Below are 26415 nucleotides of genomic sequence, written 5' to 3'. Positions count from 1 at the left end.
ATTTGGTATGTTGACTCATGGACGCTCAATCCAAGCTCATTGTCGAGTAAATGCACTGTAGGTTCAAGCAGGCCGTCAGGTCAAGTATATTGTTGGGTCGGGGCACGCTGTTGACTAAGTACGACGTCGGTCAAGCGTGATGTCTGGCTATGTACACTGCAGGCGAAGCGTACAATGTCCACCGCGTCCAAGCACATTCGTCCTGGCCCATTCATCCAAGCGCCTGTTGATTTCAAGCACACGATGAATTATTTCCTGTGACTTGAGATTCCCGGCAATCTAGCGGACCCTAGATCCGCTATTTCTCCAAATACGCGTAAATATCTAAGCCAACGGACCGTAGTTCCGCTATTAGGTGAAAAGTGGGGCAAAACGTGCTCATTTTGAGCGAATAGCGGAACCAGGGTCCGTTCGCATTATCAAATTCGGTCAAAAAGGCGAAATAGCGTCCTCTGTGTCCGTTAGAATTCCATTTGGGCAGATCATAGCTTCATATGTGGTGCGGATCATCCTCTCTAATAGCGCAGCATAGTGTATGTATTACATTGCAGTGTCTATGGCAATTGTCATGGTGAACAACTTGATCCCAAGTGATATTTAAGGCCGCTTTTCGCGCCTTATATGACAATCCATGTCATATATCCATGCTACAATGAAGCCCAAATGTCACTAGGGAAACTTACGAAGGAGGAAATCAGTTTGCGGGCGGATCGGCTTATTTCGATATTGTTGCTGCTGCAAAATCACGGACAGCTCACGACGCGGGAACTGGCGGCTAGGCTGGAGGTATCCGAGCGGACAATACACCGCGATATGGAGGCCTTAAGCTCCTCGGGAGTTCCGGTATATGCGGAGCGGGGAACAAACGGGGGCTGGGTGTTGTCGGAAGGCTATCGCACCGATCTGACAGGAATGAAGCCCGAAGAGATGCAGGCGCTGCTTCTGGCTCATTCATCTTCGTTGCTCGGAGACCTTGGACTTGGCAGCGTGTTTGAGCATGCTTTTCAGAAAATGCTGGCTGCATTTCCCGAACGGCTTCGAGGCGAAGCCGAAAGAGTGCGTCAGCGCATTCATATTGACGGTGCCGGCTGGCATCAGTCTGCCGATCGGCTGCCCGATTTGCCGGCGATCCAGGAAGCGGTCTGGCAGGACCGCAAGCTCCGCTTCGATTACCGCCGCGAAGAGTCAGCCGTGGAACGTATCGTCGAGCCGCTGGGATTGGTCGCCAAGAGCAGCATCTGGTATCTTGCAGCCAGAGTGGAAGGGGAAATGCGCACCTACCGAATCTCCCGTATCAGGAACGCCAAAGTGCTGGAGGAATTTTTTCAGCGTCCGGATTCTTTTGACCTTGCACGATATTGGGAGCGCTCGACAGAAGAGTTTAAAGCGAATCTTCCGCGCTATCCCGCACGGCTCAGGTTTCAGGAAGCAGCTTTACCGCGTCTAGCCCAGCAGCGATATCTTAAGCTGATCCATATGATGCCCGTAGAACAAGGATGGATCGAAGCGGATGCTGAGTTCAATACGCTGGAGTCGGCATGTGAAATACTGCTTGGCTATGGATCGCTTGCCAAGGTACTGGAGCCATTGGAGCTGCGTGACCGAGTATTATTAGAAGCAGAGGCAATGGTTGAGCTGTATAGAGGGTAGGTGAAATGTTTGAGAAGATTGTATTTTATTATCATTAGTAGTGTCTTTCTATTGTTTGCAGCTTATTATGTCTACAATGAATGGGATAAAAATGAAACAGTTCCGGAAGATATCTTTATCGAGGCTGTATTAAAGCCCAACTCTAACCCGAACATGGACTACAAAGATTATTTGCTTGAGGTTTATATCGACAAAAGAAAGTACAGTCAGCATATGATATATCCATATATTTCAGGATTGCACTCCATGTCTTTTGATGCTAAAGAGGATGAGGGCTTTTTTAGACCGGGCAGTATAGGGAGTTCAGGGGAAGACGAGGTAAAGGTTGCAGATGCGCTGCATAAACACAATATTTCTCAGATGAATTATGATAATAATTACTTGGATTTCATCGGGTTTTGGAGCCCTCCAGAACAAGGGAAACACAAATTAAAAATGTATTTTGAAGCAAATGATAATTTTAATTCTTTCGAAGATATGTACCTGGTATATGTTCATAAAGAGAAAGGAATATTTGGACAGGATTTGGGCTGGACTAAAGTAGTAAAAGTCCAGGAGGAATAAGTTGTATTATCTTATGAGAGAAGGATGGAACCAGAAACAGATATGAACCTAAACAAGCTGAACAAGCGAGCACTCATTGAATCTATGATCGTTGTCATCGTTATTATGGTAGGCGTTGTCGGCTTTAAGGTCGTGCAAGGCGCGCTGTTGACCAGAAATTACGTGCCAGATGTTATTAATAACTATGCATCAGTAGAGCATTTGCAGCAGCAGGTGGCATTTGGAACCATAGTCCGCACAGACGGGCTAACCTTAGCTTTAGAGATAAGCGGTTTACTGCTGCTGGCCGCGGCATACTATATGCTGCGAACGAGGCTGGTCGGATTAAGGAAGCGCAAGAAATGAATAGCAGTCTCTTACATCAAAGCGTCCCGGTCTTAGAGGTGATTAAACTAGAACCAGGACGCTTTTTGGATATGGATTAGATATGATGTTCAATTCAGAGGTATCCTATCAAAGTCAGATAGGTCAACTCGCTTGCCGATGGCGCATGAAGACCCAGACGCCGGCTATGATGATCATTCCGGAAAATAGCTGCAATCCTGTCAGCATTTCGCCCAGGAGCACCCAAGCGAGCAGGGAGGCGCAGATCGGTTCGCCCAGAATAGCCATGGAAACCGTGGTGGCATTCATGTATTTGAGCAGCCAGTTAAACAGATAGTGGCCGAACAAGGTGGATACGACGGATAATAGGAAGAAAATTCCCCATTCTTTCGCGGGATAGCCAGTGAAGGGATAACCCATTGCAAGGTTGTAGCAGCCCAAGGAACAGGCGGCCATGAAGAACATCCAGAAGTTATACGGCAGGGCAGCTAAATCCTTGCGCAGATGCTGGCCGACCAGCATATTGACGGATATCGTCAGCGTGCCTAGCAGTGACAAGACATCCCCGTACAGAGCTGATCCCGACAGGCGGAAGTCTCCTGATCCGATTAAGATGGAGCCGACGACCGCTATGCCCATGCCGAGCAGCATCATTCGGTTGATCCTGTCCTTGAACAGCCAGATGGAGCCGAGCAAGACGAGCACAGGCTGCAGCGTAAGGATGACCGTGGAGCTTGCCACGCTAGTATATCGCAGCGAATTCATCCACAGCAGGAAATGAAGTCCCAGCAGCAAGCCTGAGGCGGCGAGCAGTCCCCATTGTTTCGGCTTCAGCCGCAGCATTTCATGCCTGTGTCGCCAGGCGAAAGGCAGCAGGATCAAATTGGTAATAAACAAGCGGTACATCGCAATGACGGATGCCTCCGCATTCGACCAGCGAATAAAGATGGCCGAGAAAGAGATAGCGATGATGCCGAGGATAAAGAAGATTTCATAGGTTCCCCCGGCACGTTGACGGCCAGACATGCTTTTAACTCCCTTCTAAGATGCGAAAATGCTAGGTATTGGTTGGAGTCGCTATTTTGTTGAGCGTAGTTCCACAACAATCTATTATACGAGCATTTGTGAGAATTGATAGATTTTTATTAGGAGCTGATTTTATATGAGCAAAGGTTTTGCCTGTTGTTTGCAAATTTTTCCGACGCCTGATATACACAAGACCGCCCGGTTCTATGAGGGACTTGGCTTTAGGTCCGTGTATTATTTAGAATCCCAGGAGCCCCATGTTTGTTTATACCGGGATGCGATCGAGATTGTACTTACCCAGTCGAACCGCGAGGTTTTTTTGCCGAACCGGGCAGTGCATGGCTATGGATATGATGCATATTTCATCACTGCGGAGCAGGAAGAAATTCAGCGAGAATTTATGGACTTAGGAGTAAATATCGTCCGTCCTCTATCAACCACGGATTATGCTAATAAAGAATTTGTCTTTGAAGATGTGGATGGCAGATGGATCGCAGTTGGGAAAAAAGTGACCGGAGAGTAAAGTTTTCCCCCGACAGTCTATAATGTTAGAATGGAAATTAAAAGGAGGAGGGAAACGAGCAATGGACGTAATAGAGGCTATTCATACGAGAAGAAGTATTGGAAAGGTCAAGCAGGACAAAATTCCTGTAGCGACGATTGAGCAAATCTTAGAGGCTGGAGCCTGGGCGCCAAATCATAGACATACCGAGCCGTGGAAATTTTTCGTACTCAGGGGCAAGGGCCGGGATCAGCTGGGTCAGGCGCTGGCCGACATTATGCGGGAGGGCATGGAGAACCCCGATTCGCCTGAATCTCAGGAGGCGTTGGATAAAGCCTTTGCCAAGGCATTTCGTGCTCCCGTCATCATTGCCGCAGCCGTGACTCCTACCGATAAGCCGGGCGTAATCGAGCTGGAGGAATACGGAGCGGTATTTGCCGCAATACAGAACATGCTGCTCGCTACGCACAGTTTAGGGCTGGGAGCGGTATGGAGAACCGGCGAGCCTTGTTACCACCGCATCGTGAACGAAGCCTTTGGTCTCCGTGAGCAGGACAAAATGCTGGGCTTCATTTATCTCGGCGTTTCCGATATGGGTGAGCTGAAAGGGAAGAGAGAGGATTTCCGCAGCAAGACTGTCTGGATCGGCGAAGAAGAGTAGGCGAGGGAAGTATCCTGCTGTGGCTCATTTACAAACATCAAAAGAACCTCAATCTCCGAAAGGATTCGGGATTGAGGTTCTTTTTCTTACTCTTGAACTTCCTGGGGTTCAGCGACTTGCTTGATGATTTCCAGCTTTCTGAAGCGGTGCGGCTCTTTCTCCAGCAGCTTGAAGATCAGCCCCTGATGTTCGAACGTCTCGTCTTCATTCATTTCCGGATTCATACCGTATAACCAGCCGCCGATCGTATCGACATCCTCGGTATTCAGCTCGGTCATCATAATGTCGTTAATCTGATTAATCGTTACTTTGCCGTCGACTACTACATGATATTCATCCAGATGGACGATCGGCTGTTCTTCTTCCTTATCGAATTCGTCTCGGATTTCGCCGACGATTTCCTCGAGAATATCCTCGATGGTGATTAATCCGGCCGTGCCGCCGTACTCATCGATTAATATGGCGATATGAGTACCTTCGTGCTGCATTCTTTTTAACAGCTCATTGACCGGCGTTACCTCGGATACTGCCATGACTGGCTGCAGGATCGAGGAAATTTCCAGATCGGGATTATCCTCGTAAGCTAGGAAAAACTGCTTCGTATTAATGATTCCCACGATATTATCCTTATGCCCCTCGACGACAGGAAAGCGGGTATATTGCTGCTCCTTGATCGTCTCCAGGTTCTCTTCGCGGGACTTGTCTGTATATAAGCACACCATATCGGTGCGCGGAACCATAATTTCTTTGACAAGCATATTGTCAAAAGCAAAAATCCGGTTCACGTACCCGTATTCGCTTTGATTGATTTTACCGCTTTCGAAGCTCTCGTTAATGATAATCTGCAGCTCTTCCTCGGAGTGAGCCTCTTCACCTTCACTGGCGGGCTTGATTCCGAACAGGCGTACAAGCTGGAGTGCAGACCCGTTTAGCACCCAGATGAAAGGATGCATAACCTTGGTGAAAATAATCAGTGGTTTTGCTGTAAGCAAAGCAACCTGCTCGGCTCTGCGGATGGCGATCGTCTTCGGAGCCAATTCTCCGACCACGACGTGTAGGTAAGTAATCGCGGCAAAAGCGATGAAAAATGAAATAAATTTGCCTACTGCTTCAGGTACATGCAAACTGTGGAGCAGCGGATGAAGAATTTTCTCCACTGTCGGCTCCCCTAACCAACCAAGTCCGAGCGCCGTGATCGTGATTCCCAATTGGCAGGCCGACAAGTATCCGTCCAGATTGCTGGTTACTTGCTTAACGGCAAGAGCATTTTTGCTTCCCTCAGCTATCAATTGATCCACCCGACTTGCCCGTACTCGCACAATTGCGAATTCAACGGCTACGAAAAACGCTGTAAACCCGATTAGTATGGCGACCAGCACCAAGTTTAGTACCAAAAGCCTGTCACTATCCATTCGATTCATCTACTCCTTCATGAAATAAAATATATGAAATACTATTAATTATATAGCATGCTCAAATGGAAAGCTAATATAGAAAACAATTTAGCCATAATGATATTTTACAATAATTTTACAATAAACCCATCGTAAGGAATTCCTTCGTGTTTATGATGAGGAAGTAATCCATGAACTTAAGGTGAAGGAGGAATCGATTACGAATGAGTAAAAAGTGGGCAAAGAAGTGGCTGAATTGGGCAGTGACGGGTGCGCTTGCGGCAACAATGCTGGTTGGCTTTACGCCTGCAGGAGCAAATGCACAGGAATATCGGCTTCAGGCCAGCCAGGAGCAAAGCGCTTGGAATGCTGAAGTAACCGCGCGCGTTGATTTGCAGGCAGCAGCTGCTGCGCCGCTTGCCGTAGCGGACGCGATTGCCAAAGGAAACAACGGGGAGTCCGTACAGGTTGCCGGCTATATTGTTGGACATGCTACCGGTTCGCTGACGGCAAAGTTCCAGAGTCCTTTCGCGAATGACTACAATTTGTTGATCGCCGATAGTCCGGATGAGCGCAGTTCGGCCAAGCTGGTCGATGTGCAAATTCCTGCTGGCCTCAGAGACCAGTTCGGGCTGCAAAGCAATCCGGGCTTGATCGGGCAGCGCGTAAATGTAACGGGAGCCCTTGCGGCTTATAATAACTTTGCTGGGCTTAAGAGCGTGTCCGCAATTCAGCTGGCGGATGCTGAGCAGCCGAATCCAGGCGAAGAACAGCCAGGCCAGCCTGGGGGTGGAACAAATCCTACGCTGCCGGACGGCACGGGCAAAAGAGTGCTCTTCGACAACGCCCACGCCCAGACAGCAGGGGCCGCCGATTGGGTCGTCGACGGGGCGTTCTCCGATTTCGCCGACGGGCTGCGGGCGGCAGGGTTTGCAGTAGAGTCGCTGGAGCGCACAGCCCCTCATCGATTCGATACTCCAGCCATTACGTACAATGGGCTAAAAGATTATGACGTCTTCGTCATTCCCGAAGCGAATATTCCTTTCAAATCCGCTGAGCAGGACGCGATCGTTCAGTACGTTCAAGGGGGAGGCGCTGTATTCTTTATCTCGGATCACTATAATGCGGATCGCAATAAGAACCGCTGGGATTCCTCCGAGGTATTCAACGGCTACCGCCGCGGCGCCTACGTGCTGCCGACCAAGGGCATGAGCGCGGAAGAAGCGTCCTCCCCGGCGATGCAGAATGTGACAAGCTCGGACTGGCTTGCCGATCATTTTGGCGTGCGCTTCCGCTATAATGCGCTCGGCGACGTGAACGCGACCGACATTGTCGCTCCGTCCCAATCGTTCGGGATTACGTCGGGCGTAAGCGCAGTCGCCATGCATGCCGGTTCGACGCTGGCGATCATCGATCCGGCGAAGGCCAAGGGGATCGTATACGTTCCATCCGGTGCGCCGAAGTGGGGAAGCGCCGTGGATAGCGGCGTCTATAACGGCGGCGGCCGGGCTGAAGGACCGTATGCGGCCATCGCCAAGATTGGACGCGGCAAAGCGGCGTTCATCGGCGACTCTTCGCCCGTTGAGGACGCTACGCCGAAGTACGTCCGCGAGGAGACCGGAGCGAAAAAGACGACGTATGACGGCTTCAAGGAAGTGGATGACGGGCTGTTTCTCGTTCAGACCGTGAAATGGCTCGCCCATAAGGAAAACTACACTTCACTGAGTGAAGTATCTGGACTTGCGCTTGATACGCCGACATTACTGCGCGCGGACGAGACCCCTGCGGCTTCAACGGAGCCGATGCCCGAGCCTTGGGCAGCGCCCGCTGCGGGCTACAAGTGGTATGATCCGTCCACCTTCAAGCCGGGCTCTTACGGCTCTTCACAGCTGCCGGCGGTCGAGCCAGTATATGCCTTCGTGCACCAATCCCAGCTGCCCAGCGCGCAGGAATTTACGATCCGCTTGACCGCCGATGGCCTGAACCCGGGGCAGACGGTAACCGGTCTTGCGGTTGGAATATATCTTAGCGGCGGCGAGCAGATCGCCCGGTTCAAAAATAGTGATGGCTCGTGGTCCGCTTACGGCTACAGCCCGAGCTTTTCTCTGACGGCCAATGCTCAGGGCAAGGCTTCGAAAGATCTTATCGTCCAGCTCAAGCCAAATCAGGCGGGAGCGGCGAATTTGCGCTTGAAGCAGGATAGCGCCAACGTGATCACGAAGACGGTGACGATCGCTAATGTAAGCGCGGAGCCGCTTCCTCAGACGAGTGTCCTTCCGGTCACTGCGCACCGGATAGTATTTTCCGATCGTTTGCTCGACAATATTGCGCTGCATGCTGCTTAATGTTCGTTCATTCTTGGACATACAGTAGCATGAAAATGGACATGGCAAGCAAAGGACAGACCCTGCGAGGGGCTGTCCTTTTTTTCGTGCTAAATTGAGGATATCTCCTTTCCACTTTGTGCCTGGTACGCCGTTCGGATATGATAGGAATAATAAGCAACAGCCAACAGCGATCTGGTGGGGGAACGAGAAATGAACAAGGTAACGATGAAGGATATCGCCGAGGCAGCCAATGTCTCCTTGGCTACGGTATCCTATGTGCTCAACAATAATACGAAGCAAAAAATAAGCGAAGAAACCCGGCAGCGGATTCTCGATATAGCCAACCAGCTTCAATATGTTCCCAACATGGCTGCGCGCAGCCTGGTAGGGAATACATCTTCCAAGCTCGTCGCGATCGTCACGCTTAAAGATTATAATGATCAGCCGTGGCATAAGAGCAGGTATCACGATTTGACGATGCGGCTGCAGGAGCTGCTGAATGAGCAGGGTTACGACGTGATCGTGGCAGGTACGGACAGCGTGCAAGTAGAGCTGGATATTATTCTAAAAAGAACGCTCGACGCGCTGTTTCTCATCGATGTGCCGGAAGAGCGTTTTTTCAACATTTCACGCAAATTTACCGTACCGATTATCGTTATCGACAGCTATATCGAGGATACGATGTTCCGGAAGGTAGTCCCCGATTATCGATCCGCGATCAGGCAAGCAGCAGGAATGATAGGCGAGCGAACCGTCGGTGGGGAGCCATTCCTCGTGACAGGGAAGTTCAATAATTTCGGAATGGAACAGGCATTAACGGAAACTTTTCGCCCGGACAATGTATATCGGATGGATACGCGGGAAGGACTGGAGCAGTACATTCTAGCCCGTCCGGGGCAGCCTGGGATTTTTGCAAATGAGTTATTGGCAGTCATGGCCGCGCCCTACATGCGGGCTGAGGATATGATTGTGATTGCAAATGCCGGCGCGGAGTATTTATTGCCAAACGGAGTGCGGCGCATCGTGTTAGATAACGGGGTTAAAGCCCAAATGGCGATTGCCGTTATGGAGAAGCTGCTCCGCAAGGAATATGATGAAATTGAGGATTATAGTTATGTAACCCCTGCGATGAGCGAATTCACCGGCTGATTGACACTTGTAAATGAACGGTGATATAATCCCGCTCATATAGTCGCTTAAGCGCTTAAGTTAAGCACGATATTTCGCGATTGGAGTGAATACATTGGCGGTACAACGGAAGCACGACGTAGTCGTCGATTATGGCGACCTTGCGGTAACTGGAGGAATATCCGTCTTCAATAAACGGTTTGATGAAATGTTCTATTACGGCGGGGATGATCTGGGTGCCACCTACACGCTGAAGGAGAGCAGGTTCCGGCTCTGGGCGCCGACAGCTTCGGAGGCGGAGGTTGTTTTCTATGAGTCATGGAACGACGAGAAGCCTGCGCAGGTGCTGCCTATGAATCGCGATGTTCAGGGCACCTGGTTGTTGGTCGTGGAGGGAGATCACCAGGGGCGTTACTATACGTACCGCGTCAAGATCGGGCAGGACTGGAACGAAGCAGCCGACCCATATGCAAAAGCCGTCGGTGTAAATGGGGACCGCGGTGTTGTGATCGATTTGCAGAGCACGAACCCGGAGCGGTGGGGAGATGATAGTAGACCGCCTTTCGAGGCTGCGGTTGATGCGGTCATTTACGAGCTGCATGTCAAGGATCTGTCCAGCCACCCCCACAGCGGAATTAAGCATAAGGGGAAATTTCTTGGACTTGCGGAGAGCGGGACCCGGGGACCCAGCGGTATTTTAACAGGTCTGGATCATATTGCTGCGCTTGGCGTGACGCATGTTCAGCTTCTCCCCGTCTACGACTATGCCACCGAGAGCGTGGACGAGACGAAGCTCGATCAGCCGCAGTACAATTGGGGATATGACCCCAAGAACTACAACGTTCCCGAGGGCTCTTATGCTACCGATCCCTATGTACCGGGTTTGCGCATAACCGAGCTGAAGCGGGCCATACAAGCTCTGCACGAGCGGGGGCTCCGGGTTATTATGGACGTCGTCTACAATCATGTCTTTGATTGGTATTTGATCAACTTCACCAAGCTTGTGCCGGGATACTATCTGCGCTACAAGGAGGATGGCACGCTGTCGGACGGTTCGTTCTGCGGCAACGAATGCGCTTCGGAACGGCCCATGATGCGGAAATTCATCGTGGATTCGGTGCTGCACTGGGCAGCGGAATATCATATGGACGGCTTCCGGTTCGATCTCATGGGTTTGATGGACATAGAAACGATGAACGAGATTCGGAGGCGGCTGGATGAACTCGATCCTACGATCATCACGATCGGGGAGGGCTGGATTATGGGCACAGTTCTGCCGGATGAGCAAAGAGCACATCAGAACAATGCCGCCAAGTTCCCAGGAATCGGACACTTCAACGATGATTACCGTGACGCGATTAAAGGGAGTATATTTTATTTTGCTCAGAGAGGCTTTATCAGCGGCGGTGCCGGCTACGAGGGACTCATTCGGGAGGGAATCGTCGGTGCCATTGACTATGACGGGGGTATCCGCAATTTTGCCATTGAGCCAGGCCAATCCGTAAATTACGTCGAATGTCATGATAACCATACCTTATGGGATAAAATCGTCCTTTCTGCCGTCATCGAGTCTGAAGAGCACCGCAGTGGCATGCATCGGCTGGCTTCGGCAATGATCCTGACGAGCCAAGGCATTCCATTCCTTCATGCGGGACAGGAATTCATGAGAACGAAGGGCGGGGAAGAGAACAGCTACAGATCCCCGATAGAGGTGAACTGGCTTGACTGGGAACGCTGCGCCGCACGCCAAAACGACGTAGCCTATATGATGGAGCTGATTGCGCTGCGTAAGAGCCATCCGGCGTTTCGTCTGCGTACGGCGGAGCAGATTCGCGAGCATTTGCGTTTTGAGCCGGTGCCGGAGCATTGCGTAGCTTATACGCTGCGCAACCATGCGGGCGGGGATGTCGCCAAGCATATTTATGTGCTGTACAAGAGCACGCAGGAATCCATTCTGTTGAACTTGCCCGAGCTCGGGGACTGGGCGATTCGCTTCGGAGGCGAGCATGTCGCCGCGCTGGAAGACCGCCGCTTAGAGGTAAATGGCCTCGGCATGGTTGTTCTTACGGTTACGGAGTAATTGTGGGAACAGTACAGCCGAAAGCTTCTTTTATATAGAGATGTTGCAATAATGCAATAATGCAGGAAATTTCTCTTAATGATGCTGATGTCCGAATTGATGCGAAAGTGCAGAAGATTTCCCGGGATCCAGTCCATTTTGATGAATTTACGAAGAAAATGCTGCGCTTTCCTCATTGCTCCTTAATTGAATTGAACTAGAGTCTTTCTCTCCAAGTGATTAGACTACTGATATATGACTGTTCCTAGATGGTCAGGATAAGGTAAGGTAAGGTAAGGTAAGGTAAGGTAACTAGATGTATTTCCTGCAGTTAGTTCATCGTTTTTAGCAATGTTAGAGGGAACTAGCTGCAAAACCTACATTTAGTTTTAAGTTATTTCCACGAATTAGCCCCATTCAGGCAAACTAACTGCATGTATTGCATTTAGCGCATGTATTTTTTATAAAAGAGCTTAACTAGCTGTATAAAATACATTTAGTTTTTAAATGACCTAGTAAAACCAGGGGCTGGATGGCCGCCACCCACCAACGATCTAACAATCTCTAACAAACCACTCCCGAATAGACTCCATATTCAATGGGCCGAGTCGCTTTTGCATCATATCTCTGATGTTACAGACTAATTGGGTAAAAGTGCGGTTTGCTTGATTTCACGCAATGTCACCAAACACCACTAACTTTAACAGTACGTTATTAACCCGGCATCATATTGAAAATAATTGTTGTGCAAAATATAGTAATAAAGATGATTGCAATTCATATAAGTTGCGCATTCAGAAATTAGGAGATGATGGAATGAAAACGATCTGTGTCTTTGCAGGTTCGAATTTAGGTTCGCATGAAGACTATAAGCAGGCTGCCGGACAGCTGGGGCGTCATTTGGCGGAGCACCAGTACCGTCTGGTGTATGGCGGATCGAGGATCGGGCTGATGGGAGAAGCGGCCAATGCCGCAATGGCTGCCGGCGGAGAGGTGATCGGCGTCATGCCATCGGGATTGTTTTCGGGCGAGATGGTGCACCGGGAGTTGACCGAACTGATCGAAGTGGACGGCATGCATGCGCGAAAAGCGAAAATGGGGGAGTTGGCCGACGGATTCGTCGCTCTGCCCGGCGGTTTTGGCACGTACGAGGAATTGTTCGAGGTGCTGTGCTGGTCCCAAATTGGCATCCATAAGAAGCCGATCGGTCTTCTGAATGTTCGTGGCTTCTACGATCCGCTGCTTCATATGGTCGAGCATAGCATTCAAGAGGGCTTCTCCAATTCTTCTCACCTGAGCTTGATCAACATCTCCCCGGACCCTGCCGAATTATTGCAATTGATGGAGTCCTACCAGCCACAGGTACTGGAGAAGAAGTGGAAGGAACTCGTCTAAGCCGCTGACAATTAACAATGGATTACGGCAATCTGCTGCGCAAGCTTTAACGAAGTTCGCTGGCAGATTGTTTGGCTTATTAATGGAGTCATCCTTCCGGATATTACGAACCCATTCCTTTCCGAGGCCATTTCCGGCGCGGCACAGCTGCAGTAGGCCTTATGATCCGTTAATAAGTAAAAAGAGTGCCCCTACCGCATTGCGTTTAGGGACACTCTTTTTTGCTTGATGCTTATATTTTCACAGACGATCTTGCATACTGCACTTCGCCTAGGCCGCTGATCGTGTAGCTCCGGTCGTAAATGACGATCGATGCCGGCGTCTCGGTCTCGTTGGTGACCGTAATGCTGTCTTCGGTTACGCTGACGTTCAGGCGGGCTCCCCGGAACATCACTTTGAACGAGAAGGCGGTCCAATGGGAAGGGACGAACGGATGCAACTGCAACGCTCCGTCTTTGACCTTCAATCCGCCGAAGCCTTGAACTACGGACATCCAGGTGCCAGCCATGCTCGTGATGTGCAGGCCGTCCTCGGTATCGTTATTGTAGTTGTCGAGATCCAGGCGCGCCGTGCGCAGGTACATTTCGTACGCCTTCTCCTGATAGCCCAGTTCACAAGCGATGATCGCATGAAGACATGGGGACAGGGAGGACTCGTGTACCGTCAGCGGCTCATAGAAATCGAAGTTGCGTTTCTTGGTCTCCAGGTCGAACTGGTCGCCCAGGAAGTAAATCCCCTGCAGCACGTCGGCCTGCTTGATGAAGCAGGAGCGGAGAATCCGGTCCCAGGACCAGTTCTGGTTCAGCGGCAGGTGCTCGGACTTCAGGTCTTTGACCGGTATAATGTCCTTGTCGAGGAAGCCGTCCTGCTGCAGGAAGACGTCGCGCTCCTCATCGTACGGATAGTACATATTGCCGATAATCTCGTTCCACTTGGCGAGCTCCTCGTCCTTCAGCTCCAGCTTGTCGACGAGTTCAGCATAACGGGCTTGCTCATGCTCCTTCAGGTAGCTCATGACTTCCTGCGTATACTCCAGCGTCCAGACAGCAATCCTGTTCGTGTACCAGTTGTTGTTGACGTTGTTCTCGTATTCGTTTGGCCCCGTAACGCCAAGCATGACGTACTTGCCTTTATCCTTGGAGAAGTTGACGCGCTCTTCCCAGAAGCGGGAAATTTCTACGAGCACCTCAAGGCCGTATTGGCCGAGATACGACTTATCCCCGGTATAGTTAACGTAGTTGTAGATGGCGTACGCGATAGCCCCGTTGCGGTGGATTTCCTCGAACGTAATTTCCCACTCGTTATGACATTCCTCGCCATTCATCGTCACCATCGGATAGAGGGCGCCTTTGGCAAAGCCGAGCTTGCGGGCATTCTCCTTCGCCTTCTCCAGATGCTTGTAGCGATAGATGAGCAGGTTGCGGGCAATGCTGGAATCCGCGGTGCTGAGGTAGAACGGCAGACAGTAGGCTTCTGTATCCCAATAGGTACTGCCGCCGTATTTTTCGCCTGTAAAGCCTTTTGGCCCGATATTGAGACGGTCGTCATCACCGGTATAAGTCTGATTCAATTGGAAAATATTGAAGCGAATCGCCTGCTGCGCGGACTCGTCTCCTTCGATAATAATGTCGCTCTCGCTCCATTTCGCGGCCCAGGTATCGACTTGTTCGCGAAGCAGCGTGTCAAACCCGGCTTCTTTCGCTTCGGTCAGCGATTTTGTGCCGGCCTCTACTAATTGGCCTAGACCATGGTTGCGGGATGTAACGTTAGCTACATATTTGTACAGAGTTACCTGCTCGCCGGAGGCTGCTTCGACAGCCACTTCACTGGAAACAAATTTGTCGTGCTCCTTCAGGGACGGGGTGAGATTCAGCTTGCTTCCGTCTTTGAAAACATCAAACGTCATCACCGAGGTGACATGGAAATCAAGCTTCTTCGTCTTCAGCGTCAGGTAGGAAATGTCCGCCGCCGCCGCTTTCTCCACTTCCAGCCAGAACTTCTCGTCATAGTTCGAATCCTTATTGTGCACATCCCCGTCCAGGTAAGGAACGAGGCGGATCGTCCCGCTGAAGTTCAGCGGTGTAATCGCGTAGCGGATCGCTCCGATTTCATGGCGGGCCATGCTGACGAATCGCAGCGCCTCCACCTGAACTTGCTTGCCATCCTCGAGCTCCGCCTTGAAGCGGCGGGACAAGGTGCCTTCCTTCATGTTCAACTCGCGAACGAAGTCGCTGACTTTACATTTAGCAAGATCGAGCTCGGTGCCATCAAGGAATACGTTGATTCCGATCCAGTTCGTGCTGTTCAGCACTTTGGCGAAATATTCGGGATATCCGTTCTTCCACCAGCCGACGCGCGTTTTGTCCGGGTAATAGACCCCGGCCATGTAGCTGCCTTGTAGGGACGAACCGCTGTATTTCTCTTCGAAGTTGGCGCGTTGGCCCATAAATCCGTTGCCGATGCTGAATATGCTTTCGGATATTTCATGCGTCGACGGGTCGAAGGATTCTTCGATGATCGACCATTCATTGATTTTCAGATATTGTCTCACGATAACCAGACTCCTTTAATCATATGATGAAGTAATAACTGCACTTTCATACGGACGAGTAAGCGCCAAGGTGGCTGAAGCAGGCCAGCCTAACGAACCTGGTTCAGTTCCTTAAGGCGTTCTACCGTCATTTCCTGCAGCGAAGGCACGACCAGCTCGGCCTGGCCCAGCGTCGCGGGCGAGCCAACACCGACACAGCTCATGCCGGCTCGATGCGCCGCTTCAACCCCGGCCTCGGCATCTTCGAACACGACGCATTGCCCTGGGGGGATAGAGAGGGCTGCCGCTCCGAGAAGGAATACCTCCGGATCGGGTTTGGCATTCGCCGTATGGGTCCCGTCGATGATGGCATCAAAGTAGGGGGTGAGGCCGGTATTGTTGAGAATGGTCATCGCGTTCTTGCTGGCTGACCCGAGCGCTGTCTTCAGCCCGTTCTCCTGGCAGGCTTTAAGGAAATCCAGGGCACCTGGCAATATTTCCGTATGATCCATTTTGGAAATGGATTCGAAGTACCAGTTATTTTTCCGCTCGGCGAGCTCATGTTTTTTGGCGTCATCGAACTGCAGGCCGCCAACGCTGAGCAGAATGTCCAGGGATGCCATGCGGCTGACACCCTTGAGCTTCTCGTTATCCTGTTCGGTGAACGCGAACCCGAGCTCGTCCGCGAGCCGCTTCCAGGCCAGGTAATGATATTTGGCCGTATCGACGAGGACGCCGTCCAGGTCGAAAAGACATGCTTTGATTGAGGTCATAACCTCTCCTCCTTTAGCGCAAACGTTTGAACAAAAAGTTAAAAAATAAATGAAGCAGCAACGCTTCAATTATTTCTTCATCATTCCTCCGTTTAGGAGCGGACGGAATGGATGGACGATTCACGGATCATTAATCGATGCGGAATGATCTGGCGCTTCTGATAGGAAGTGTCCTGATTATTCTTGATCGACTGGATAAGTATCTGGGAAGCGGTATATCCCAAGTTGTAGATGCCGATATCCACACTGCTCAGCGGCGGGGTCGATAATTCGGACAAAGGTATGTTGTTAAAGCTCACCAGGCACAAATCTTCGGGCACTTTATAGTTAAGCTCATGCAGGCCGCGCAAGATACCGAAGGCGACGACATCATCGATCAGTACGAGGGCGGTCGGCCGATTCGGAAGATTCATAAAGAACGACATGGCCCGGTAGCCGCTTTCCTGTAGAAATTCTCCTTCAACGATCCATTCGGGACGGGATTCCAGTCCAGCATCAGCGAGAGCTTTCAAGTAGCCCTTCAGCCGGTCCTTCGAGACGACAAGCTCCGGTGGGCCGCTGACAAAGCCGATTCGTTCATGTCCGAGCGAAATCAGGTGCTTCGTCGCATCATAGGATGCCTGAACGTTATCGGTGTCTACGGACAGAATGTCGGGGTATTTGTCGCTCCGCCCAATAAGGACGAAAGGATGGTCATGCTCTTCCAGGAAATCGATAACCGGATCATCCGTTCTGGAATAGAGCAGGATGACTCCATCGACTCTGCGTCCGTTAAGCAATCTGGACACGCTTTCGACCTCTTCCTTCTCATTGGCTCCAGAGCTGATAAGTACATCATATCCCAAACGGCTTGCCTGGGTGACGATGCCGCGGATCAATTCCATAAAGAAATAATTCGAGAACAATTCTTCGGCTGATTTCGGGAGCATGATGCATATGCTGTTCGTTGTCTTGGATACCAGGCTCTTCGCCATAATGTTGGGATGGTAGCCAAGCTGCTCCATAATGGCCCTTACTTTCTGGGAAGTCTCCGTGCTGATTCTTGGATGATTGGACAGCACCCGGGACACGGTGGAGGGAGATACTCCGGCCTTTCTTGCAACGTCTTTAATGGTTACAGCCATAATTACCTCCTGTGGAACCGTTTGCTTTACACTGTAATCTTAATCCAAAGGTTAGTGAAAGTAAATAGATAATCCCCGACAAAATACCGTATTGAGGGGCATATTTATTAAAAATGATGTGTTTTTCAAAAGTTCAGGCGTAAAAAATGACGGTTTTGAATATGAAAGGAAATAGGAGTAATCAAGAGAATAGGTAAGATAAAAACATGATTTCTAGGAGAAATGGCTAATGCAAACGTTTTAATTAAGTTAAACGCTTAAGTTATATTGTTACTGCGGATATAGCGCTTACATAAATCTTGGAAGTCTTACAGAGAAATTTTTCGATCATTCGTGGTAACGTTTGCGCATTGACGCTTGGATTGTGTTGAGAGAAATGGCGCAGAAAGGGGGGCGTTTTCCAGCTGTAGGTTCGAGGCATCATCCGGTTCGTAAAATTCTATAGGGGAAAGGGGTCTATTGCTTACTATGGATTATAAAAAGTCATTTCGCGTCGTTGCATTAAGCCTAGTCGTGCTGATGTTGGTTAATTTGCTTGGGATTAGCCAAGCGTTCGGTCAAGCTGATTCGCGGTTATTGCCGGCCTCACAGCAAGGAGTACAGAGCCAAGAACCAAGCCCGCTGTTCCATTCAGACGGATCCGTGACCGTAACTGGAATCACGGAAGCGGGCAAACTGTACGTGGTTGGGAATTTTACCGCATCTAGTTGGACTCATTTTATAGAAATGGCGGCAGTAAGCTCTTACACCGAGAATGGAACCCGAATGAATGTGTATTCATACACTATTCCGAAAACGGATTTTATCGCGAATAAAGGTGTCGTCGAATATAAATTTTCGACTGCAGATGGAGATTGGAATGCTTCCTACGCCGATCCTCGCAACGTCTCCAGAATTAGCGTGAACTCTGCAATCCATAGCCTAAGCATGCGGGATCATTCAGGGCATCTGCCTGGAGGAGAAGTCGTCAAAGGGCAGGTCCTGGACCTTCGGGCAGTCCGAATTCTTGCGGATGGCACGGCTCTGGATTTAACAGACTATGCAGTTTGGCAGTCCAGCCAACCGGGAGAAATTTCAGTTGCTGGCGGCAAAGTGAAGGTTGCCGATCACGCGGCGGCTGGAGCGAGCACAGTCATATCGGCCGTATATGAGGATATCGTAACTGAACTCGACTTGAAGGTTGTCGATCGGATTTTGGCTAGCCCAATCATTAACGGGGATGGGACCGTGACCTTCAATAACAATACCTATGCAGGGAACGAGCTGTATGTCGTCGGATCGATGAACGGCTGGTCCCCGGATCAGAGCGAGGCCATGGCGAAGGACGGGGCAGGGGTATTCTCGGCCACGCTGGCCTTGGCGCCGGGCTCTTATCCATACAAATTCAATTCGAGCCGCCTGCAGTGGGGGGATAATTTTGCAGATCCGTTAAATCCTCTGCAGCTTGACGGCAACTCCGTCGTTCATGTTCCTGGCATCCAAATCGGGGTTCCGGACACGGTTGCCAAGGGAAGCTCGCTGGAGCTGAAGGCTGCGCTTGTCGGGCCCGATGGGACGACGGCAGGCGTGTCGCCGCAATGGTCCTTAAAGGAGAGCGGCTTGGCCGGAGTTGCGATCTCCGGGGGCAAGCTGGTCATCGCGGATGATGCGGTGGCGGCGAAAGTTACGATCGTTGCTGAGCATGCAGGGAACCGCAGCGAGAAGGAGATTACGGTAGCTTCTGGCCTCTACACCTTCAACCTGCATTACTTCCGTTTCGATGGCAAGCAGAGCGAATGGAATATGTGGATTTGGCCAGAAGGGAAAGATGGCAGCGGCTATTCGTTTACAGACGTGGATGCTGACGGATTTGCGGTAGGTACGTATGCTTCTATCTCACCGAAAATCGGCGTCCTGACGCGTTTGAGCATACCGGGCAATGACTGGAGCGCACAGGAAATGGACCGCAAGGTGGAAATGCCTGCCGGCCAGAGCACCGTTGATGTGTACATGGTCGAGAACGACCCGAAGGTATATTTCGCAAAGCCGGATACTTCTCCGAAGTTCAGTGCCGTTATGGCCGACGGTCTGGATACATTGATCGCTGAAGCCAGCAGTGCAATAGCGGATGCGGATGTAGGTACAGTACAGCTGACGGATATTTCGGATAGCAACCGCAAGCTGCCCGTAAGTGCCGCCAAGCTAAGCGACCGCAAACTCAAAATTACATTGAGCGATCCGCAGGAATTCGACGTGACGCATCAATATACACTAGAGATGGCTAATTTAGCACCTACTTTGGTTACGATGCGCAAAATTTTGGACGATCCGTCCTTTTATTACGCCGGAAGCGACCTCGGGTTAACCTATACGCAATCAGGCAGCACGTTCAAAGTATGGGCGCCTACTGCGGCCAAAGTCAGCGTATCGCTGTACAGCAGCGCGGGCGTTTATAACGGGAACGGCCTCGTCACCGATCATACGGGCGGGACGGAGCGTGAGCTCAGTCGTGCAGCAAACGGTGTATGGTCGGGCTCGGTGTCCGGCGATTTGAAAGGGCAATTTTATATGTACAAAATCGAGTTCGCGGACGGAACGGTCAACTATGCGGTAGATCCGTATGCGGTGGCCGTGTCGGCGAACGGGCAGCGTACCGCCATTATCGATCTTAAAGATGCGAATCCCGCGGCGTGGACGCCTGAGAAGAAGCCGCAGCTCGTCGAGCCTACCGATGCGGTGCTGTATGAGCTGCATATTCGCGACTTCTCGATCAGCCCGGATTCGGGAATGGCGCATCAAGGCAAATACAAGGCTTTTACAGAACGAGGAACGACAACGTCCCAGGGACTTCCTACAGGGATCGATCACTTAAAAGCGCTCGGAGTCACGCATGTGCACCTGCTGCCGGCCTATGACTTCAAGACGGTGGATGAGCTGGCGGTGGACGATCCGTCCTCCAATGCTCCGAAATACAATTGGGGTTATGACCCGCAAAACTATAATGTCCCGGAAGGGTCTTATTCCAGCGATCCTAGTGATCCTGCGGCGAGAATCCGCGAGTTCAAGGAGATGGTGCAGAGTCTGCATGACGAAGGCATCGGGGTCGTAATGGACGTCGTATACAATCATACTTACTCAATTGAAGACGGTCCTTTCAACAAAATCGTCCCAGGCTACTATTATCGGACGACGGACACAGGGACGTATTCCAATGCAACGGGCGTCGGCAATGAAATTGCCTCGGAGCGCCCAATGGTCAGCAAGTACATTCGTGATTCCGTGAAGTATTGGGCCGAGGAGTACGCGGTAGATGGCTTCCGGTTCGATCTCATGGGCCTGATCGATATCGATACGATGAAGGGCGTGACAAGCGAGCTGCATCAAGAGGTCGGTCCCGGCCTGATCGTATACGGCGAACCATGGGATATGGGGCCGACTCCGCTGCCACAGAGCATGAAGACGATCAAGGGAGCGCAACGGGGTCAAGGTTTCGCGGTGTTTAACGATGATGTCCGCGGCGCGATCAAAGGGGATAGCGACGGAGCGGGCAAAGGCTTCGCGACGGGCGAGCCCGGCCAAGAAGCGGCCGTTGTTGCAGGAGTTAAGGGGGCGACAGATTCTTTTGCGGCTAAGCCTTCGGAAGCGATCAACTATGTTACCGCCCATGACAATTTGAATCTTTGGGATAAAATCGTCAGAACGCAGGGGCTGGACGCTGACCTCGGCATGCTGGACATTCGGGACGGCGTACTGGAAGGCGGGGGCAGTATCAAGGATGCGGTAGCCGCCGCGCAGCCGCATAAGTACGTCGGAACGGGAGAGGATGTATTCGACAATGAGACCGTTCGTCGCTCGCTGCTCGCAAACGGGATCGTCCTTACCTCGCAGGGCGTGCCGTTCCTGCATGCGGGAGATGAGCTGCTGCGCTCCAAATACGGCGATCATAACAGCTATCGCAGCCCGGATGCGATCAATCAGATCCGCTGGGACAACAAGGATGATTTCAATCGGATATTCGATTACTATCAGGGCTTGATCGAGCTTCGCAAGAGCCATCCGGCCTTCCGGATGAACTCGAAGGAAGCTATTGCGAAGCATTTGCAGGTGACGAAGAGCGATGGCAGCATCGTGACCTTTCAATTGAAGGATTATGCAAACGGTGACACCTGGAACAATATCGTCGTCATTTACAATGCCAACAAGACGGCTCAGACCATCAAGCTTCCCGGCGGCTCAGCCTGGAACATCGTTGTCAATGACAGGGCGGCAGGAACGGCGAAGCTGGGAGCTCCAGTAAGCGGCAGCGTTCAGGTTGCCGGATTGTCGATGATGGTGCTGTACGATGAAGAGACGGCGTACACGCCGGAGGCAAGCAAGATTGACCTGACTCCCGCTACCTTAGGGCTGGAACCAGGCATGAACCGCTCGTTGACGGCCATCGTCCGCGACCAGAAGGGCAACCCGATGACCGGAGCAAGCATTAGCTGGAGCACTTCGGATAGCGGGGTTGCTGCGGTAAACGACAGAGGCTTGATTAGCGCCAAGGCGGAGGGGACGGCAACGATTACCGCCGCTGCCGGTCAAATAACGGCTGCCGCTACGGTGCAGGTCGGCGTTTTACAGCCTACAACGCTGGCATTGACGGGGGCGGATGAGGTTTATGCTACCCAGTCAACGATTGTAAACGCGACGCTGAAGGATCAATTCGGCCAGATATTGAAGGGCAAGACGTTGGCTTGGAGCAGCTCGGATGCCTCCATCGCAACTGTAAGCGTGACCGGGGAAGTAAAGGGACTGAAACCGGGAACCGCAACGATCACCGCACGGATCGGCGGGCTTAAGGCCGAGAAGCAGATTAAAGTTCTGCCTTTTGAGAAGAAAACGGTACAGCTGCGTTATACACGCCCCGATCAAAAGTATGAAGATTGGAACATGTGGGTTTGGGGTACTGGCGGCATCAGCGACGGGCAAGTGAATTTCACAGTCCGGGACGGCGTTGCGATCGCAAATATCGAGACCGCGCCGGACAGCAGTTCTGTTGGCTTTCTCATCCGCAAAGGCACGGACTGGAACACGGCGAAGCAGGATATTCCCGATGACCGGAGTATTCCGCTTGGAACCGGACAGATCTTTGTTAAGGTGAATGTGCAGAGTATGGTCATGGAGATTGATATTTTGCCGGAGGTGAGCGGGCCGGCGTTGAACGAAGGAAATATTATTTTCTATTACCGGGATGACAATCTGTATCGGCAAGATGCCATGCATACGATAGCAGGGGTGAAGCTGAATGTGTCTTCGGGGCATAGTGCGCATGATGCACACAGTTATGACATGGTCTATGATCCGAAAAACGAATATTTTGTCTATACGCTGGAAAATGTGGAACAGGGCAAATATTATTATGATTTTACGGTCACGCGCAATGGCAAGGACACTGTCGTCTTAGACTACAAAAATCCACTGCGCGAAGGGGGCCGCTCCGTTATCGAGTTCCTGAAGCCGGAGCTGCATATTCAGGCAGGGATATCTCCCGCAGGCCTGGACGGAGCGATCGCTTATCATGAAAATGCAGTATTGACGCTGAAAGTAACCGGGGATGAAGGCGTCAAACTGCGTGAGGCTTATGTAGATTTACGACAGCTCGGGGGCGGTGAGAAAGAAGTTATTGACCCGCAGCTGCTGGAACGGACGATCTCCGTTTCCGATCATATAGCAGCTGGTACTAAGACGATCGGACTTACGGTAATTGATGAATACGGCAACAAGCATCAAGGTCACGCAGAAGTTACAGTGAAAGCGAGAACGGGGAACTCGCCGCTGGATTTCGACTGGGATGAGGCGAGGATTTATTTTCTGCTGACAGACCGTTTCTATAACGGCGACCCAACCAATGACAATCCAAACCAAATTCCGGGAAGCTACGATCCGGCTCAGCCAGAAGCCTATCATGGCGGTGATATTCGCGGAGTCATCCAAAAGCTCGATTATTTGGAGAAGCTAGGGGTCAATACGATCTGGATTACACCGATCGTGGACAATATCGATTTTGATGTCCGCGATGGCAAAAATGGATCGCAATATGGCTATCACGGTTATTGGGCCAAAAACTTCGAGACGATGGATGAGCATCTTGGCGATATCGACGATTTCAAGGAGCTGATCGACAAGGCTCATGACCGCGGCATTAAAATCATGGTCGACGTGGTGTTGAACCATGCTGGTTACGGTATGAAGCAAGGCGATCAGGCTGCTGGAGTTCCGGGTTATCCGACAGCGGAGGATCAGGAGAGGTTTGCGGGCATGCTGCGCGACGGCGGCACGGACACGGTTCGCGGGGAATTGGCGGGACTGCCGGACTTTAAGACGGAGGAAGCCGGGGTCAGGGATAAGCTGATCGAATGGCAGGTTGATTGGCTGAACAAGGCGCGTACCGATCGCGGCGACACGATTGACTATTTCCGCGTGGATACGGTGAAGCATGTCGAAGAGACGACATGGATGGCTTTCAAGAACGAGCTGACGAAGGTTAAGCCGGATTTCAAGCTGATCGGCGAGTACTTCGGGGCATCGCCGGGCAATACCAGCGGATTTTTGGGGAACGGACAGATGGATTCTTTATTGGATTTTCAGTTTAAAGACAAGGCCAGGGATTTCGTGAACGGCCAGATCGACAGCGTGGAGTCTTACTTGCAACTGCGGAACGGATTGCTGACGAGCGATAAGACGTTTGGGCAATTTTTAAGCAGCCATGATGAGAGCGGGTTCCTGTCCCACTATGTGGACGGCGATATCGGCAAGCTGAAGGTGGCGGCAGCACTGCAAATGACGAGCAAGGGCCAGCCGGTAATCTACTACGGTGAGGAATTGGGGCAATCGGGCGGCACGGCGGGCGACATGGATCTAGGCGAATTTAACGAGAATCGGGATGATATGCCTTGGGATAAAATTGACGGCCTTGATGCCGAGGCGATGGATATCCATGCTCATTACACGAAGCTGCTGCAAATTCGCGCGAAGCATTCGAAGGTGTTCTCCAAAGGAACACGGGCGAAGCTCGGCGGATCGGACGCAAGCGGGTATGTCGTATTCTCCAGGACGCATGGGGATGAGACGGTCATCGTCGGATTGAATACGAAAGCAGAGGCGGCTGCGGCCGAGATCAAGGTGCCTTTTGCAGCGGGGACGATCTTGACGGATGAATACGGCCAGGCCAAGTATACGGTGGCGAATGGCGGCAAAGTGTCCGTGGTCATTCCTGGCAAGGATCAAGGCGGAACCATAATGCTGTCTGCTCCTAACAAAGGAAAGCCGCAAGAGCCTGGAAACGGGGATTCCGGTTCTTCGCCATCTCCTTCGACGCCGGGCAGCAGTGGCAGCGGCGGCAGTGGGGCAGGGGACGGTGCCGATAAGGGCAAGGGTGACCTGCCTGCGGACGTACAGTTTGTAAGCGCTCCGGTTGCGGAGAATGGTGTAGTCACGATCGTGGCCGAGCCGGGGAAACGCATCATCCGTCTGCCCGCAAATGCCGCCGCGCTGGACGGCAACAACGGACTGAGATTTAAGACGGAACCGTTCACGCTAGACGTGCCGGCCTCCGTCGTGAAGCAGCTGATCGAGTTGATTTCGGGCGATATGCAGAGTGGTGATTTGGCCGGTGCAGTGGATCGTGGCTTGGATAGTGCCCAAATCGTTTTCTCGTTCCAGCCTTTAGCGGATGAGGAAGGGCGAAGACTGTTGAAGCTGGCTGAGCAGGGGCAAGGAGCTGTTCTGACAATGCAAGGAAAAGTGTATGAAGTGGCGCTATATGTTGTGACAGGGGACGGGAGAACACAGGTGCTCGATAAGTATTCCGCCCCGCTGCATATCCATTTTAATACGGATGCGACAGCATCAGCCGGCTCCATGTCAAGATTGCACGGAGTATTGGGCATATACCGCTTTACGGATAACGGTCCGCTCCAATATGCTGGGGCTCGCTGGTCGGGGACAGGATTGTGGGCTAAACTCAACGCGCTTGGTAAGCTTGCACTCGTAAGCTATGATAAAACGTTCAGCGACGTTCTATCGGAGCATTGGGCTAATGATGTAATCAAGCAACTGGCCGCCCGGCAGATTGTCATGGGCGTGTCAGAGGATACGTTCGCACCCTCCACGAGCGTAACGCGGGCGGAATTTACCGCGATGCTCATTAGAGCGTTGGCGGCGGAACAGCAACTGGAGGCGAAGCAACAGCCGGAGCGGCAACATGAGCAACAGTCAGGGCTTGAGCAGAAGCAGTCGTCTGGATTTGAACCCGTGCTGGCGCCGCAAGGACTGGAACCTTCCGCTAACCTGAGCTATCGTGATGTCCCTGCTTCCGCATGGTATGCAGATACGGTCGCGATGGCTAGTGCAGCAGGTATCATTAAGGGACGTGCGGACGGCACGTTTGGCGGTAACGATGCTATTACCCGGGAGGAAATGGCCGTTATGCTCATTAGAACCTACGCCGTGATGAATGGCGCTAAAGACAATGCCAGTGCTGATGGCGCTGAGGATCTTAAAGCTGCTGATAATGCGAATAGCATAGGAGAGGGGCGCGGTACGGCTGAGGAAACTGCCCTCTCAGTACTTGCCGCGTTCAAAGATAGCGATAGCGTTGCTTCTTGGGCGCAGCAGGCAGTGTCGGAAGCAGCAGCTCTAGGTATGCTGAATGGCAAGGGGAATGGCTTTTTTGCACCGAAGGAGCAGTTAACCCGTGCGGAAAGCGCGCAAGTGATATGGAAGCTGCTGCAGCTTAATTAAAAATAACACAAGAGACCCTTGAGCGTGGATTGTCCCGCCCGAGGGTCTCTATAATTTTATGGAAGTCACTTCACCGTATTTAATGTTACTCACCCTGGCAAAGTTACCTCGCGGCACTAATGTTACTCATCCTACGCAAAGTCACTTCACCCCATAAAGTTACTCAATCGTACGCAAAGTTACTACACCGCATCT

At 51.5% G+C, this 26415-nt stretch carries 15 protein-coding genes; 10 read left to right on the top strand and 5 right to left on the bottom strand.

All coding sequences use genetic code 11. The annotated features are described in order from the left end of the window. Nucleotides 1–699 precede the first annotated feature (699 nt). From ACYUJT_RS08450 to ACYUJT_RS08440, 3 genes are read left to right on the top strand one after another with little or no spacing between them, the layout of a single operon-like run. Nucleotides 700–1650: a helix-turn-helix transcriptional regulator gene (locus tag ACYUJT_RS08450; RefSeq protein ID WP_460321583.1), complete on the top strand. Its 951-nt coding sequence runs from the start codon at nucleotides 700–702 to the stop codon at nucleotides 1648–1650. Between the two features lie 51 nt (nucleotides 1651–1701). After that, nucleotides 1702–2214, top strand: a complete 513-nt coding sequence (locus tag ACYUJT_RS08445) for a hypothetical protein (protein WP_460320523.1) — start codon at nucleotides 1702–1704, stop codon at nucleotides 2212–2214. A 24-nt stretch (nucleotides 2215–2238) separates the two neighbouring features. After that, a complete protein-coding gene (locus ACYUJT_RS08440; RefSeq protein WP_460320520.1) occupies nucleotides 2239–2559 on the top strand; it encodes a hypothetical protein in 321 nt (106 codons plus the stop codon). A 123-nt stretch (nucleotides 2560–2682) separates the two neighbouring features. On the opposite strand, the gene ACYUJT_RS08435 is transcribed toward ACYUJT_RS08440, so the two are convergent. Further along, nucleotides 2683–3564, bottom strand: coding sequence for a DMT family transporter (locus tag ACYUJT_RS08435; protein ID WP_460320517.1), 882 nt, complete (start codon nucleotides 3562–3564; stop codon nucleotides 2683–2685). Nucleotides 3565–3700: 136 nt separating this feature from the next. On the opposite strand from ACYUJT_RS08435, the gene ACYUJT_RS08430 reads away from it, so the two are divergent. After that, the gene (locus ACYUJT_RS08430; RefSeq protein ID WP_460320514.1) at nucleotides 3701–4087 is read left to right on the top strand and encodes a VOC family protein; all 387 of its coding nucleotides are present in this window, start codon (nucleotides 3701–3703) and stop codon (nucleotides 4085–4087) included. Nucleotides 4088–4148: 61 nt separating this feature from the next. Further along, nucleotides 4149–4727, top strand: a complete 579-nt coding sequence (locus ACYUJT_RS08425) for a nitroreductase family protein (RefSeq protein ID WP_460320512.1) — start codon at nucleotides 4149–4151, stop codon at nucleotides 4725–4727. 86 nt (nucleotides 4728–4813) lie between these two features. Here ACYUJT_RS08425 and ACYUJT_RS08420 read toward each other — a convergent pair whose 3' ends face one another. After that, nucleotides 4814–6139, bottom strand: a complete 1326-nt coding sequence (locus ACYUJT_RS08420) for a hemolysin family protein (protein ID WP_460320510.1) — start codon at nucleotides 6137–6139, stop codon at nucleotides 4814–4816. A 206-nt stretch (nucleotides 6140–6345) separates the two neighbouring features. On the opposite strand from ACYUJT_RS08420, the gene ACYUJT_RS08415 reads away from it, so the two are divergent. From ACYUJT_RS08415 to ACYUJT_RS08400, 4 genes are all read left to right on the top strand, one after another. Next, on the top strand, nucleotides 6346–8466 hold the full coding sequence (locus ACYUJT_RS08415) for a DUF6359 domain-containing protein (protein ID WP_460320508.1): 2121 nt from the start codon (nucleotides 6346–6348) through the stop codon (nucleotides 8464–8466). Between the two features lie 192 nt (nucleotides 8467–8658). Further along, nucleotides 8659–9597, top strand: a complete 939-nt coding sequence (locus tag ACYUJT_RS08410) for a LacI family DNA-binding transcriptional regulator (protein WP_460320506.1) — start codon at nucleotides 8659–8661, stop codon at nucleotides 9595–9597. Nucleotides 9598–9691: 94 nt separating this feature from the next. Further along, nucleotides 9692–11656, top strand: a complete 1965-nt coding sequence (pulA, locus tag ACYUJT_RS08405; RefSeq protein ID WP_460320504.1) for a type I pullulanase — start codon at nucleotides 9692–9694, stop codon at nucleotides 11654–11656. Nucleotides 11657–12451: 795 nt separating this feature from the next. Then, nucleotides 12452–13030, top strand: a complete 579-nt coding sequence (locus tag ACYUJT_RS08400) for an LOG family protein (RefSeq protein WP_460320502.1) — start codon at nucleotides 12452–12454, stop codon at nucleotides 13028–13030. 232 nt (nucleotides 13031–13262) lie between these two features. Here the strand turns inward: ACYUJT_RS08400 and ACYUJT_RS08395 are convergent, their stop codons facing one another. The 3 genes from ACYUJT_RS08395 to ACYUJT_RS08385 form a co-directional block, all read right to left on the bottom strand. Then, nucleotides 13263–15581 (bottom strand): glycoside hydrolase family 65 protein, encoded by a 2319-nt coding sequence (locus ACYUJT_RS08395; protein ID WP_460320500.1) that lies wholly within the window; start codon nucleotides 15579–15581, stop codon nucleotides 13263–13265. Between the two features lie 89 nt (nucleotides 15582–15670). After that, nucleotides 15671–16333 carry a beta-phosphoglucomutase gene (gene pgmB / locus ACYUJT_RS08390; RefSeq protein WP_460320498.1) on the bottom strand — a complete coding sequence of 221 codons (663 nt, stop codon included), beginning with the start codon at nucleotides 16331–16333 and terminating at the stop codon, nucleotides 15671–15673. Between the two features lie 92 nt (nucleotides 16334–16425). Then, a complete protein-coding gene (locus tag ACYUJT_RS08385) occupies nucleotides 16426–17457 on the bottom strand; it encodes a LacI family DNA-binding transcriptional regulator (RefSeq protein WP_460320496.1) in 1032 nt (343 codons plus the stop codon). A 468-nt stretch (nucleotides 17458–17925) separates the two neighbouring features. On the opposite strand from ACYUJT_RS08385, the gene pulA (ACYUJT_RS08380) reads away from it, so the two are divergent. Beyond that, entirely contained in the window at nucleotides 17926–26220 is an 8295-nt protein-coding gene (gene pulA / locus ACYUJT_RS08380) for a type I pullulanase (protein ID WP_460320494.1), read from the top strand. Nucleotides 26221–26415 lie beyond the last annotated feature (195 nt).

The sequence above is a fragment of the Paenibacillus sp. YSY-4.3 genome, assembly GCF_054767475.1.
Note: the sequence above shows the minus strand (reverse complement) of the source record. Positions and strands in the feature narration are given on the sequence as shown.